Annotated in this window: 13 protein-coding genes and 1 pseudogene; 7 read left to right on the forward strand and 7 right to left on the reverse strand. The window is 64.1% G+C overall.

Going from position 1 to position 12,587, the window contains the following annotated elements; translation table 11 throughout:
- Positions 1–85: 85 nt before the first annotated feature.
- Both NHF53_RS12655 and NHF53_RS12660 read right to left on the reverse strand, forming a co-directional pair.
- Entirely contained in the window at positions 86–667 is a 582-nt protein-coding gene (locus NHF53_RS12655) for an ATP-dependent Clp protease proteolytic subunit (RefSeq protein WP_112690860.1), read from the reverse strand.
- Positions 668–822: 155 nt separating this feature from the next.
- Positions 823–1,254, reverse strand: coding sequence for an Lrp/AsnC family transcriptional regulator (locus NHF53_RS12660; RefSeq protein ID WP_112690878.1), 432 nt, complete (start codon positions 1,252–1,254; stop codon positions 823–825).
- 126 nt (positions 1,255–1,380) lie between these two features.
- Between NHF53_RS12660 and NHF53_RS12665 the strand changes: the two genes are divergently transcribed.
- Both NHF53_RS12665 and NHF53_RS12670 read left to right on the forward strand, forming a co-directional pair.
- Positions 1,381–2,484 (forward strand): saccharopine dehydrogenase family protein, encoded by a 1,104-nt coding sequence (locus tag NHF53_RS12665; RefSeq protein ID WP_252834473.1) that lies wholly within the window; start codon positions 1,381–1,383, stop codon positions 2,482–2,484.
- 83 nt (positions 2,485–2,567) lie between these two features.
- Complete coding sequence (locus NHF53_RS12670; protein ID WP_252834474.1) at positions 2,568–3,125, forward strand: cysteine hydrolase family protein; 558 nt, start codon at positions 2,568–2,570, stop codon at positions 3,123–3,125.
- A 6-nt stretch (positions 3,126–3,131) separates the two neighbouring features.
- Here the strand turns inward: NHF53_RS12670 and NHF53_RS12675 are convergent, their stop codons facing one another.
- Positions 3,132–4,646 (reverse strand): YdiU family protein, encoded by a 1,515-nt coding sequence (locus NHF53_RS12675; protein WP_252834475.1) that lies wholly within the window; start codon positions 4,644–4,646, stop codon positions 3,132–3,134.
- Between the two features lie 238 nt (positions 4,647–4,884).
- Between NHF53_RS12675 and NHF53_RS12680 the strand changes: the two genes are divergently transcribed.
- Positions 4,885–5,397, forward strand: coding sequence for a hypothetical protein (locus NHF53_RS12680; RefSeq protein ID WP_114361288.1), 513 nt, complete (start codon positions 4,885–4,887; stop codon positions 5,395–5,397).
- Positions 5,398–5,628: 231 nt separating this feature from the next.
- Positions 5,629–6,201 carry a HupE/UreJ family protein gene (locus tag NHF53_RS12685; RefSeq protein WP_114361287.1) on the forward strand — a complete coding sequence of 191 codons (573 nt, stop codon included), beginning with the start codon at positions 5,629–5,631 and terminating at the stop codon, positions 6,199–6,201.
- A gap of 134 nt (positions 6,202–6,335) precedes the next feature.
- Here NHF53_RS12685 and queF read toward each other — a convergent pair whose 3' ends face one another.
- The 3 genes from queF to NHF53_RS12700 all read right to left on the reverse strand — a co-directional run bounded on the left by queF (position 6,336) and on the right by NHF53_RS12700 (position 10,041).
- A complete protein-coding gene (gene queF / locus NHF53_RS12690; RefSeq protein WP_112690879.1) occupies positions 6,336–6,800 on the reverse strand; it encodes a preQ(1) synthase in 465 nt (154 codons plus the stop codon).
- A gap of 12 nt (positions 6,801–6,812) precedes the next feature.
- Positions 6,813–7,715 carry a cation diffusion facilitator family transporter gene (locus NHF53_RS12695; RefSeq protein WP_114361286.1) on the reverse strand — a complete coding sequence of 301 codons (903 nt, stop codon included), beginning with the start codon at positions 7,713–7,715 and terminating at the stop codon, positions 6,813–6,815.
- A 136-nt stretch (positions 7,716–7,851) separates the two neighbouring features.
- Positions 7,852–10,041 (reverse strand): anthranilate synthase, encoded by a 2,190-nt coding sequence (locus NHF53_RS12700; protein WP_252834477.1) that lies wholly within the window; start codon positions 10,039–10,041, stop codon positions 7,852–7,854.
- 293 nt (positions 10,042–10,334) lie between these two features.
- On the opposite strand from NHF53_RS12700, the gene NHF53_RS12705 reads away from it, so the two are divergent.
- Together NHF53_RS12705 and NHF53_RS12710 are read left to right on the forward strand one after the other, a co-directional pair.
- Positions 10,335–11,138, forward strand: coding sequence for an extensin family protein (locus tag NHF53_RS12705; protein ID WP_252834478.1), 804 nt, complete (start codon positions 10,335–10,337; stop codon positions 11,136–11,138).
- Between the two features lie 28 nt (positions 11,139–11,166).
- Positions 11,167–11,715 (forward strand): MarR family winged helix-turn-helix transcriptional regulator, encoded by a 549-nt coding sequence (locus NHF53_RS12710; RefSeq protein WP_252834479.1) that lies wholly within the window; start codon positions 11,167–11,169, stop codon positions 11,713–11,715.
- Between the two features lie 9 nt (positions 11,716–11,724).
- Here NHF53_RS12710 and NHF53_RS12715 read toward each other — a convergent pair whose 3' ends face one another.
- The gene (locus NHF53_RS12715) at positions 11,725–12,135 is read right to left on the reverse strand and encodes an ester cyclase (protein ID WP_252834480.1); all 411 of its coding nucleotides are present in this window, start codon (positions 12,133–12,135) and stop codon (positions 11,725–11,727) included.
- Between the two features lie 182 nt (positions 12,136–12,317).
- On the opposite strand from NHF53_RS12715, the pseudogene NHF53_RS12720 reads away from it, so the two are divergent.
- Positions 12,318–12,440, forward strand: a pseudogene (locus NHF53_RS12720) (extensin family protein); the annotation flags it as partial.
- Positions 12,441–12,587: the final 147 nt, after the last annotated feature.

A 12,587-nucleotide genomic window follows, 5' to 3' on the forward strand; every position in this document is an offset into this window, starting at 1 on the left:
TCCCGGCGAACGTTCGCCCCAAACTCAAAACCCCGCCGGACCGCTCCGACGGGGTGCTTCAATTCCGTGTTCCGGACCGTCCGGCTCAGATGTCCGACTGGCTCTCGATGATGCGGGAGACGAGGCCGTACTCCTTGGCCTCCTGCGCCGACAGCCAGTAGTCGCGGTCGGTGTCCTTGGCGATCTTTTCGACCGGCTGGCCGGTCGCGGCTGCGAAGATCTTGTTGAGGCGCTCGTTCATCTTGATGATCTCGCGCGCCTGGATCTCGATGTCGGAAGCCATGCCGCGGGTGCCGCCGGACGGTTGGTGCAGCAGGAAGCGGGTGTTCGGCAGGCAGAGGCGCTGTTCCTTCGGAACCGAGACATAGATCAGCGCGCCGGCGGAGGCGACCCAGCCGGTGCCGATGATCCAGACCTTCGGCTTGATGAACTTGATCATGTCGTGGATCGAATCGCCCGATTCGACATGCCCGCCCGGCGAATTGACGAAGACGCGGATGTCGTCGTCGCTGGCGGCGGCCAGTGCCACGAGCTGGGTGCAGACCTTCTGGGCGAGTTCCTGGGTGATCCCGCCATAGATGAAGATCGAACGCGACTTGAAGAGGTTCGCTTCCGTTTCCTTGCCGAGCGGCAGTTCCTTGCTCTTGTCGTCGTCGTCTTCATTCATCGGACATTCTCCACTTGGGGTTCACTCTCCCGCACATAGTGCGACTCAAGTCCTAAAACAATGCGGGAAAAAGGGGAAGCACCGAACCGGTGAACAGGCGGTTAGCAGAGGGAAACGGCAGGGACGGAGGCGCCTCCCTCGCCCGCGGCGGATGATTACCGCGAGATCCGCGTCGACAGGATGATCGAGGAGAGCGTGCGCTCGACGCCGGCCAGTTCGCCGATCCGGTCGATCAGCCGGTCGAGCTCGGCAATCGAGGCGGCGGCGATGACGGCGATCAGGTCGAAGGGGCCGTTGACCGAATGGAGCGTCGTCACCTCACGGATCGCAGCAAGTTCGGCGGTGACCGCCGAGAGCGACTTCGGGGCGATGGTGATCAGCACGTGCGCGCGCACGAGCCCGCTCAGATAGGCGTCCGAGAGCTTCAGCCCGTAGCCGGCGATCACACCGTCGCGTTCCAGCCGCTCCAGCCGCGCCTGTACGGTCGTCCGCGAGAGACCAAGCCGCCGTGCCAGCGTTGCGACCGGCATGCGGGCATTCTCGCCGAGCAGCGCCAGCAACTCCTGGTCCTTGGCCGAAACTTGCATTTTGTCCATTCCCTTTGCCGATATGCCGATACAGGCACATCATATCGCACAAATTGCAGCTATGAAACGACCAATTACGGCGTCATTCTGATGCTTTCCGTTTGCAGAACTTCCAAGGGGACATCAATGAAGGACATTGTCGTAATCGGCGCAGGCAAGATCGGCGGCGCAATCGCCCACATGCTCGCCGCGACCGGCGACTACCGCGTGACGGTAGCCGACCGCAGCCGCGAACAGCTGGACGCTATCGCACCGCACGAGGCCGTTTCCACCGCCGCCGTCGACATCTCCGACAGCGTCGCGCTGGATGCCCTGCTTTCGGGCAAGTTCGCGGTCCTGAGCGCCGCGCCCTTCCACCTGACGGGCGCAATCGCCGAAGCCGCCGCCCGCACCGGCATCCATTATCTCGACTTGACCGAGGATGTCGCCACCACCCGCAAGGTGGAAGCACTCGCCAAGGGCGCCAAGGGCGCCTTCATCCCGCAATGCGGGCTCGCGCCGGGCTTCATCTCGATCGTCGCCCATGACCTCGCGACCGGCTTCGACACGCTGGACAGCGTGCGCATGCGTGTCGGCGCCCTGCCGCAATATCCGTCGAACGCTCTGAACTACAACCTGACCTGGAGCACCGACGGGCTGATCAACGAGTATATCGAGCCCTGCGAGGCGATCGTCGAAGGCAAGCTCGTCACCGTCCCGGCCATGGAAGAGCGCGAGGAATTCTCGCTCGACGGCGTCACCTACGAGGCCTTTAACACCTCCGGCGGCCTCGGCACGCTCTGCAAGACGCTCGAAGGCCGCGTGCGCACGATGAACTACCGCACCATCCGCTATCCCGGCCACCAGGCGATCGTGAAGGCGCTGCTGAACGACCTCAACCTCAAGAACCGCCGCGACGTGCTGAAGGACCTCTTCGAGAACGCCCTGCCGGCCACCATGCAGGATGTCGTCGTAATCTTCGTCACTGTCTGCGGCACCCGCGAAGGCCGCTTCATGCAGGATACGTACGCCAACAAGGTTTATGCGGGCGTCGTCGCCGGCCGCAAGATGAGCGCCATCCAGATCACCACGGCGGCCGGCATCTGCACCGTGCTCGACATGCTGGCGAACGGCGAACTGCCGCAGCAGGGCTTCGTCCGGCAGGAGGAGATCAGCCTCGAACGCTTCCTCGCAAACCGCTTCGGCCGGGTCTATGATCCGGAAACCCTGCGCCTGCCGAAGGCGTCGTAAGTCTCCGCATTTCGCTCTGGCGAATCGTCGAACGGGGTGAGAGTGTCCGCACTCTCACCTCTTCTCTTTATGGAAAGGCCACCATGCCGAAGGCGCTGCTGATCATCGATGTCCAGAATGCAATCCTGGCCGGCAAGGGCTCGCCCGAACGCCAGCCGGTCCTGGACCGCGCCCTCGACGAAACCGTCTCACGACTGAAGACACTGAAGGACAGGGCAAGGGCGGCCGGCATCCCCGTCGTCCTCGTCCAGCACGACGGCCCTGCCGGCCATCGCCTCGCCGTCGGCACACCCGGCTGGGACATCCGCCCCGAGATCGCGCCGGCGCCGGGCGACGTCGTGGTCCACAAGCAGGCCTGCGATTCCTTCTTCGAAACCGACCTGAAGGAAAGGCTCGATGAGAGAGGCATAGACACGCTCATCATCGGTGGCTGCATGACCCAGTTCTGCGTCGACACGACGACACGGCGCGCGGTTTCGCTCGGCTATGACGTCACGCTGGTGGCGGACGGCCACATGACCGCCGATGCCGGCGCCCTCACCTACGATGAGATCATCGCCCACCACAACGCGACGCTCGACGGCTTCGATGCCGGCGAGCGCGTCGTCAGCGTTCGCCCGGCTGCCGGGATTGCGTTCTGACGGCGGTCAGGTCCCGCAGAAGGTCCGCGCGACCCGTTCCTCCAGCTTCGGCGGCTCCATGAAGGCGGCGAATTCCGGCCGCTCGACGTAAGGCTTCGACGTTGCTTCCAGCATTTGCTCGAAAGGTTTGAAATCACCGGCGAGACCAGCGGCGATCACCGCCTCGATACGGTGGTTACGCGGAATGATGGCCGGGTTGACCGCCTCCATCGCCGCCTGACGGTCCGCGGCCGGCCGCAGATCGGCGCTTAGGCGGGCGCGCCACCGGGAGAGCCAGTTCGTGACGCCCTCCGCATCAGAGAAGTGTGCCAGCAGAGGCGCATCCGGCGCGCCGCCGGCGAGCTTGGCGAGTGCCCGGAAGGTCAGCGTGAAATCGGCCTCACCCCGATGCATCAGCGCCAGGAAATCGTTGACGAGCGGCTGATCGTCATGAGCTTCGCCGGTGAGTCCGAGCTTCTCGCGGAAGGCCTCGAGCCACCGCGCCTGGAAGACGCGGCCGAACTCGGCAAGCGCCTCGTTGGCGGCTTCGACATTCTCGTCCTCGCGCCCGCCCATCAACGGCAGCAAGGTCTCGGCAAACCGCGCCAGGTTCCATTGGGCAATGCCCGGCTGGTTGGAATAGGCGTAGCGGCCGCGCTGGTCGATCGAGGAGAAGACCTTGCGCGGATCGTATTCGTCGAGGAACGCACAGGGGCCGAAGTCGATCGTCTCGCCCGAGACGGTCATGTTGTCGGTGTTCATGACGCCGTGGATGAAGCCGATCGACATCCAGCGCGCGACGAGCGCCGCCTGGCGGGCCGCCACCGCCCGGAAAAGCGCAAGATAGGGATCCTGCAAGTCCGCAAGCTCAGGATAATGGCGGGCAATCACATGACCGGCGAGCGCGCGCAAGCCGTCGATATCGCCGCGGACGGCGAAATACTGGAAGGTGCCGATGCGGACATGGCTCGCCGCGACCCGGGTCAGGATCGCGCCAGGCAGCGCCGTCTCGCGGTAGACCGGCTCACCCGTCAGCACAGCGGCGAGCGCCCGCGTCGTCGGAATGCCGAGCGCGTGCATGGCTTCCGAGACGATATATTCCCGCAGCACCGGTCCGAGCGCCGCGCGGCCGTCGCCCTGCCGGGAGAACGGTGTCTCGCCTGCCCCCTTGAGCTGGATGTCGCGGCGGATCCCGTGGCGGTCGAGCACTTCGCCGAGCAGGATCGCCCGACCATCACCGAGCTGGGGCACGAAACTGCCGAACTGATGGCCGGCATAGGCCATGGCAACCGGGGCGGCCCCTTCCGGCAGGGCATTGCCGCTGAAAAGGCGCGCAAGCGCGTCGTCGTCGAACGCGCCGAGATCAAGGCCGAGTTCGTCAGCAAGGGGTGCGTTGAACCGGATGAGGCGCGGCGCGGCGACCGGACGGGGCTCGACCGGCCTGAAGAAGCGCTCGGGCAAACGGGCATAGCTGTTGTCGAAGGCAATCAAGCTTGCGTCTCCTTCGCAAGGTCCGTGCAACCGGGCACATGGGGCAACCATCTCGAATATGGGATCGTCTGCCGTCGGAGCAAGCGGCGAGCTGTGAAAAGCCGCCGTCCGTCGGTTTTCCGGGGGTTATGCCGCCCATTTTTGGGCGGACCGGACGTGTCCTGTTGTCTCGCCTTTTGCCGGCGAACTAACGTCGCCGCGACAAGCCGACAGATCGAGAGGACCCCGCGACCGCGCTTGCGAGGGGAACGGTCTGCCGGATGGCTGGGAAACGACAGGGGTATCCGACATGAAGATCCGTCTCGCCGCACTGGCGCTTGTGGCTGCAGCACTCGTGAGCTGCACGACCACAGAAGAAGCCAACACCGTCATCCAGTCGCGCTGGATCGGCCAGCCGTCCGAACTCTTCTTCTCCCGCTACGGGCCGCCGGTCTCGGAGTTCCGCACCGCCAGTGGCAACACCATCTATACATGGCGTGGCGGGGAAAAGACGCAGTACATCCCCGCGCAATATTCCACACCGGCCGAGCAGCCGGTCTACGGCAAGACCGTCACCAAGACGACCAGCCGCGAAAAGGAACCGGGCGTCACCGTCACCAAGACGACGACGAGCAGCATGGGCGTCTACGTCCCGCAGCAGCCGCAGATGATTTCCCCCGCCCGTGTCGAGGAACTCTTCTGCGAGGTGCAGATCACCGTCGACGCGACCGATCGCATTCGCGCGATTCGGGCGAGCAACGACACGACCGGCGAAGGCTTCAGCCTGTCGCGTTGTGCCGAAGTTCTCGACGCCCAGAAGTAAGGCGAGCTTCTTCCGCCACCGCGGCGTCCCGCGCCCGATGTCGCAATTGCCGATCCCGGCGCCGCAAAGGCTCCGGGATCGTTCATTTCGCTGTGCGTATTTGTTACCGGTGCGAAAATTGCTGCCGAACCGGGCTGACCGGCTTACGTCACGCGTTCGGATGGCCTATAGCTTCGAGGGCAGGCGTGACCGATTTCCGGGCGCCGTGTCGACCAAACCGAGGGACAAGAGATGTTCAAACGACTTTCACTTTCTGCCGCCTTCATCGCCGCTGCCACGGCTCCGGCCTTCGCCCACCTCGATCCGACCGAGCACGGCTCGATGATGGCCGGCGTGTCGCATCCCCTGAGCGGTGCCGACCACGTGCTCGCCATGGTGGCCGTCGGCCTCTGGGCCTCGCAGATCGGCGGCCGCGCGCTCTTCGCCGTTCCCGCAGCCTTCGTGACCACCATGGCCGTCGGCTTCCTGCTTGCCGTCTCCGGCATCGGCCTGCCCTTCGTCGAGCCGGCCGTGCTGGCCTCCGTCATCGGCCTCGGCCTGCTGATCGCAACCGCCGTCCGTCTTCCGACCGCAGTCTCGGCGGCGATCGTCGGTCTCTTCGCGCTCTTCCACGGCCACGCCCATGGCGGCGAACTCGGTGCTGCCGGCGCCGTGCAGTTCGGCCTCGGCTTCCTCGTCTCCACCGCGCTCCTGCATGCAGCGGGCGTCGGCCTCGGCATCTCGCTGTCCCGCATGGGAACGATCACCACCCGCCTTCTCGGCGCTGCGACCGCACTCGGCGGCGCGGCCCTCGTCTTCGGCTGATCCGAAAGCATCCCCAAAACCAGGACGGCGGGCACCAGGCCCGCCGTTTTCATTTGTGCCAATCCTGGGAGGGCTATTCGTCGATCTTCGACGGCTGGCCGCCCTTTCCGCGGCCGCCGGCCGGTGCGCACGATTCAGCCGCGACCGCGATAGGTCGGAACGCCCTGGTCGGGAAGCCACACGCCGGCAGGCACCTCGCCCGTCTGCCAGAACACGTCGATCGGAATGCCGCCGCGCGGATACCAGTAAGCGCCGATCCGCAGCCACTTCGGCTGCAGGAGGTCGACCAGCCGCTTGGCGATATAGACCGAGCAATCCTCGTGGAAGGCACCGTGGTTGCGGAAGGAAAAGAGGAAGAGCTTCAGCGATTTCGATTCCACCAGCCAGTCGCCGGGAATGTAGTCGATGACGATGTGCGCGAAGTCCGGCTGGCCCGTCATCGGGCAGAGCGAGGTGAATTCAGGCGCGGTGAAGCGGACGACGTAGTCGGTCCCGGCATTGCCGTTCGGCACGCGTTCGAGGACCGCGGATTCGGGGGTCGTGGGCGCCTCGACGGACTGACCGAGCTGCGTCAACCCGGAAACGTCGGTCTTGCTCATCATGAAACTCCTTCAGATTTCGACGCCGTTGCCGTGCGCCATTTCGTTCTCCGGCTCGACATGGATCGTGACGCGCGTGCCGGGCAGTGCCTTGTGCAAGGCCATTTCCAGCCGGTCACAGATCACATGGGCATCCCCCACGGTCATCCTGGAGGGCACCACCAGGTCGAAGGCGACGAAGGTGGCGGCACCGGCCCGACGTGACCGAAGATAATGCACCCCGAGCGAGCCTTCGGAATTCTCCTTGATCGTCTGCTTGATCGCCTCTTCCTCCTCCGGCGTGACCGCCTGGTCCATGAGGCCGGCAACGGAATGCGAGATCACCTTCCAGCCCTGGAAGATGATGTTGAGCGCGACGAGGATGGCGAGCAACGGGTCGAGGATCGCGTAGCCGGTGACTATGGCAAGCACAAGGCCGATCAGCACGCCGCCCGACGTCACCACGTCGGAGAGCACGTGGTGGCCGTCCGCCTGCAACGCCGGCGACCGATGCGTCTTGCCGACACGAATGAGTGTCAAGGCCCACACGCAGTTGATGACGGCCGCGAGCGAGTTGATGGCAAGACCGAGCACCGGTGCGTCGAGAAGCTTCGGATTGGGGAGAGCACCGACCGCTTCCTGAAGGATCAGCAGGGCCGCGACGACGATCAGCACGCCTTCGAGGACCGCGGAGAAATACTCCGCCTTGTGGTGACCGTACGGATGGCTCGAATCCGCTGGCTTCTGGGCGTAGCGGATGACGAAGAATGCGACGACCGCCGCCACCACGTTGACCGTCGATTCCAGCCCGTCTGAGAGCAGCGCCACCGACCCCGTCACCTTCCAGGCGACGAGCTTCAGCCCCATGACCCCGATGGAAAGGGGAATGCCCCAGAAGGCCAGGCGCCTTACCAGACCGTTGCTCGCTGTCGTCATCTTCCTGCCGCCCCTGCACTTGCAAGCGAATTGCATTCGCTACTTCCACAACGACGAAACCGCCCACGGACGGTGGACGGTTTCGCAATCAGGTCCCTATGACAAATGGCGGTACGGGGTCAAGCGTTCGCCGTCGTCACGCCGCCTTTTCCTTCGCACGCCGGGCGAGATGCGCGACCACGTTCTCGATCATCCGCATGCCGGCGTCCTGCCCGAGCGTCATGATCGATTCCGGATGGAACTGCACCGCTGCCACCGGCTCCTTGGTGTGCTCGATGCCCATGATCGTGCCGTCCTCGCTCTCCGCCGTGATCATAAAGTCACGGTCGAGCGTTGCGGGATCGGCGAAGATCGAGTGGTAGCGGCCGACGGTCACTTCCTTCGCAAGACCGGAGAAGACGATGCCGGGTTCGAGAACACGGATACGCGAGGGCTTGCCGTGCATCGGGATCGCGAGCTGGCGCAACTCGCCGCCATAGGCTTCGGCAAGCGCCTGCAGCCCGAGGCAGACGCCGAAGATCGGCAATTGCCGCGCCCGCGCCTTCTTGATCGTCGCCTTGCAGTCGAAGTCCTTCGGGGTACCGGGGCCGGGCGAAAGCACCACGAGGTCCGGCTTGAGGCGGTCGAAGACCTCGTCGGCGACCGGCGTGCGCACGGTCGTCACGGTGGCGCCGGTCTGGCGGAAATAGTTTGCGAGCGTATGGACGAAGCTGTCCTCGTGATCGACGAGCAGGATGTTCACGCCCTTGCCGACGGCGGCGACACCGCGCTTCGACTTCTCGTCGTTTCCAGATTTCGCATCGCGAATGGCAGAAATCATGGCGGATGCCTTCAGTTCGGTTTCAGCCTCTTCCTCTTCCGGTATGGAATCGTTCAAGAGCGTCGCGCCGGCGCGCACCTCGGCGATCCCATCCTTGATCCGCACGGTCCTGAGCGTCAAGCCGGTGTTCATGTCGCCGTTGAAGCCGACCATGCCGACCGCCCCGCCATACCAGGCGCGCGGGCTCTTCTCATGCGCCTCGATGAAGCGCATCGCCCAGAGTTTCGGCGCACCCGTCACCGTCACCGCCCAGGCATGGGAGAGGAAGCCGTCGAAGGCGTCCATGCCGTCGCGGAGCCGCCCCTCGATGTGGTCGACGGTGTGGATGAGGCGCGAATACATCTCGATCTGGCGGCGGCCGATGACCTTGACCGAGCCCGGCTCGCAAACGCGGGACTTGTCGTTGCGGTCGACGTCCGAGCACATGGTGAGCTCGCTCTCGTCCTTCTTGGAATTCAGAAGCTTCAGGATCTGCTCGCTGTCGGCGATCGGGTCGGCGCCGCGCTTGATCGTGCCCGAGATCGGGCAGGTCTCGATGCGCCGGCCCGACACGCGGACGAACATCTCGGGCGAGGCCCCGACCAGATATTCCTGGTTTCCGAGATTGATGAAGAAGGAATAGGGAGACGGATTGATCTCCTTCAGCCGCTTCGAAATCTCCGAAGGCTTCGATTCGCAGCGCTCCATGAACTTCTGGCCCGGCACCACCTCGAAGAGGTCGCCGCGGCGGAAGCTCTCCTTGGCCTTGACCACGAGTTCGGCATATTCGCCCGGACGATGGTCGCCGCGCGGCGGGATCGTGTCGGTCGCCTTGAACGGTTCCGGCGCGATTGCGTCCGCCTTGCCCTCGGTCGTCACGCCGTCCTTCTCGAAATCATAGCGGTCGATCCAGGCCTTGGCGGAGTAGTGGTCGACGACGAGGATCTCGTCCGGCAGGAAGAGCACCATGTCGCGCTGGTCTTCCGGACGTTCGAGCGACAGCTTGATCGCATCGAACTGGAAGGCGAGATCGTAGCCGAAGGCGCCGAAAAGGCCGATCGAGCTGTCCGCCTCGGAATGGAAGAGATCGGTGATCGCACGGAGCACGGTGAAGACCGTCGGGATCTTCGAGCGTTCCTCTTCGGTGAAGATGCGGTCGGGCTCGTTGACCGTCAGATCGAGACGGCGCGCCGTCGAGGCGCCGAGCGTGATTTCCGCGACCGTCCGCAGCCTTGCGGCGATGAAGGAGAGCAGCACCTCGCCGCGCTCGTTGTAGGCCTCGATCCACATCTTGCGGCCGAAGCAGGAAATGCCGAGCGGCGGATCGACGATCGCCGTGTCCCAGCGCGTATAGCGGCCCGGATATTCGTAGTTGGAGGAGAAGACCGCACCGCGGCGCTCGTCGAGCCTGTCGATGTAGCCGTTGATGGCATCGGCATAGGGCGCCGCCCGGCGCGAGCGCGTCACCTTGATACCGCCGCGGGTGGTATAGGTCTCCCCGCCATCATCCCGAATGATCGTCGTCATGCTCTCTCTTCACTCCGTCGTTCAAGGCCCGGATGGAGGCGCCTGAATACAAAAAAGCCGCCTCAGGTTTTCCGGGCGGCTTTGGGTCACTTGTCTTTAGGACATGACTGGTCAAGGCCGCGTTAGCGAGCCCACCACCAGTTACCGATGTTCAAAAACGTCGTCATGACGAAACTCATACCGTCAAGCCGGCGGCCGCGCAAGAGGGCTTGGAGGACTGTATTTCCGGCTATCGATGAAACCAAATACGCGCTAGGCCGTTGTCTACAGGCCCGACAACGGAGACAGGACGGTTGCTGAGACTTCTTCTGCTGGCGGCAGCACTCGCCGCCGCCACCGCCGTGGCTGCGCCGGACAATCCTCCGGTCCCCCTGCCGAAACCGCCTCAGGCCGACCAAGCCCCCACCGCAGGGCCTCCCCTGCCCGCTGAAAAGCCGGAGGAAAGGCAAGAGCCGGCGGCACCGGAACCGGAGAAGAAAGAGGAGCCGGCAGCGCCGGCCGACCCCGCCCCTCCGCCGCCACCGATCGAAACCGAAGACCAGGCGACATTCGATGCCTGCACGGCCGAACTGAAGGAACTCGGCGCGGCGTTCAAGCTACTCCCGCGCATCGACGACGGCGAGGGCTGCGGCATCGACAAGCCGATCGCGATGACGCGGCTCTCGGCCGACGTCGCGATCGAACCCGAGGCGACGGCGCGCTGCGAGACGCTGCTGCAGCTCGCCCGCATGACCCGCGATCTCGTCGCGCCCGCCGCACATCTCGGCCTGCCGGACATGGGCAGGCTCGAGGCCGTGCATCAGGCGTCCGGCTACGTCTGCCGCAAGCGCAACAGTGCCGACACGGGTAAGATTTCCGAACACGCCCGCGGCAACGCGATCGACATCGCGGCGCTGGAATTCGAAAAAGGCCCGGTTCCGATGAAGATCGTCGGGCAGGAGGATTCCAACCTCGCCGCCGCCTTCCAGCGGACGCTGAACGCCGCCGCCTGCCTCTATTTCACCACCGTCCTCTCCCCCGGCAGCGACGGCACGCACGAGGACCACATGCATCTCGACGTGATGAAGCGGACGGGCGGCTATCGGTATTGCCGGTGAAGTCAGGGGAAGATGCAGGCGTAGGAGGATGAATTTGCGCCAGTTGCGCACCTGTCGGCCTGGGCTATTTCGCTCATGGCGCATGACAGTGTATGCCGGAGGGAACTATGTTCTCCACGGGAGGCAAAGGCGAATGGCCGGCGATCGAGCCAGTTCAGAAAATCATACGGATGTGCTTGCACTGGCGGAAGATCTTCGCGCCACGCTTGGGAGATTTGTCCGTCTCGTCAAGAGTGAGGCGCATACGCCGACCACGTCTCAGTCGGAGACCCTGTCGCTTCTTGATCGGAGCGGTCCGCTGAGTGTTGCCGAACTGGCGAACCTCCGCAATGTCAGACACCAGAGCATGCGACTGGTCACCGCACAGCTGGAGCTTGACGGGCTGGTCGGCAAACTGCCCAATCCGGCCGACGGGCGCAGTCAACTTCTTTCCATAACCCAAAGGGGGCGGGAAGAATTGTCCCGCTCCCGCGAAGCCCGGACATCGAAGATTGCGGCCCTGATCGAAGAGCGGCTATCCAGCCAGGACAAACAGACGCTTCAAGCCGCAATCCTCGTCATCGAGCGGCTCATGTAGCCCGGACCGCTACGCCTTCGACAGTGCGGCGAGGACATTGGACAGGGTGTTCAGCCCCCAGTGCTCGGCATACCTGCCGTCCTCCACCCGCACGATATCAATGACGCTGATGGCGACGTCCCGGCCTGTGGCGGGAATTCCCATCAATGTGCCGGAGTGAACGCCGCTGATCGTCTTTCGGGTCGTCACCTTGTCACCCTCGGCGATCTGATCGTGGATTGTTATCTTCAGGTCGGAAAAGGCGGGGCGAAGGACGTTCTGGAAGGTGTTCCACATGCTGTCCGGGCCATTCGGCATTCCCTGCGGCGCTGAATGGTTGATGAAATCCGGAGCCATCAGAGCATGGAATTCGGTCTCGTTGCCGTTTTGGATGACCTCGATGTTGAAGCGGCGAACCACCTCCTTGTTGTCGGCAGACATGATTGATCCTTCCCGTCAGCTATCGTATCGAAATTATACAGTTTAACTGTATAGTTTCGATTTATCCGCTGCGGCACCGGTTTTCAAGTGATGCCGTGGATGGAATACGATCAAAGGCGCGTCATGAGACGTCCGCCTCGATCTCGGCCTCGGTGTCCGTGCCGAAATGGTTGATCGCGACGATCACCGCCGCCGCCTGCCTCTGCTTCACCACCGTTCTCTCCCCCGGCAGCGACGGCACGCACGAGGACCACATGCATCTCGACGGGATGAAGCGAAGGGGTGGGTATCGGTATTGCCGGTGAAGGCGGGGGAGATGGGGCGCGGGGGATTGCGGCGGGAGCGGACCTCCGCTCGCCCGCGATAGATGACCGACTTGGGCTCGGAAGGTCACGGTCCGCAATTGGAACGAAAGTACCAACCATCGCAAGCCTTTGCTGGGGCCGCGTCGG

It is taken from the genome of Ciceribacter sp. RN22 (assembly GCF_024054295.1).
Taxonomy (GTDB): Bacteria; Pseudomonadota; Alphaproteobacteria; order Rhizobiales; family Rhizobiaceae; genus Allorhizobium; species Allorhizobium lividum.

Excerpts from the sequence above, each read along its gene's own strand:
- NHF53_RS12660 (WP_112690878.1), bottom strand. The coding sequence starts at position 1,254 with ATGCAAGTTTCGGCCAAGGACCAGGAGTTGCTGGCGCTGCTCGGCGAG.
- queF (WP_112690879.1), bottom strand. The coding sequence starts at position 6,800 with ATGAGCAAGACCGACGTTTCCGGGTTGACGCAGCTCGGTCAGTCCGTC.
- NHF53_RS12680 (WP_114361288.1), top strand. The coding sequence starts at position 4,885 with ATGAAGATCCGTCTCGCCGCACTGGCGCTTGTGGCTGCAGCACTCGTG.
- NHF53_RS12700 (WP_252834477.1), bottom strand. The coding sequence starts at position 10,041 with ATGACGACGATCATTCGGGATGATGGCGGGGAGACCTATACCACCCGC.
- NHF53_RS12675 (WP_252834475.1), bottom strand. The coding sequence starts at position 4,646 with ATGGTTGCCCCATGTGCCCGGTTGCACGGACCTTGCGAAGGAGACGCA.
- NHF53_RS12715 (WP_252834480.1), bottom strand. The coding sequence starts at position 12,135 with ATGTCTGCCGACAACAAGGAGGTGGTTCGCCGCTTCAACATCGAGGTC.
- NHF53_RS12655 (WP_112690860.1), bottom strand. The coding sequence starts at position 667 with ATGAATGAAGACGACGACGACAAGAGCAAGGAACTGCCGCTCGGCAAG.
- NHF53_RS12695 (WP_114361286.1), bottom strand. The coding sequence starts at position 7,715 with ATGACGACAGCGAGCAACGGTCTGGTAAGGCGCCTGGCCTTCTGGGGC.
- NHF53_RS12685 (WP_114361287.1), top strand. The coding sequence starts at position 5,629 with ATGTTCAAACGACTTTCACTTTCTGCCGCCTTCATCGCCGCTGCCACG.
- NHF53_RS12665 (WP_252834473.1), top strand. The coding sequence starts at position 1,381 with ATGAAGGACATTGTCGTAATCGGCGCAGGCAAGATCGGCGGCGCAATC.
- NHF53_RS12670 (WP_252834474.1), top strand. The coding sequence starts at position 2,568 with ATGCCGAAGGCGCTGCTGATCATCGATGTCCAGAATGCAATCCTGGCC.
- NHF53_RS12710 (WP_252834479.1), top strand. The coding sequence starts at position 11,167 with ATGAATTTGCGCCAGTTGCGCACCTGTCGGCCTGGGCTATTTCGCTCA.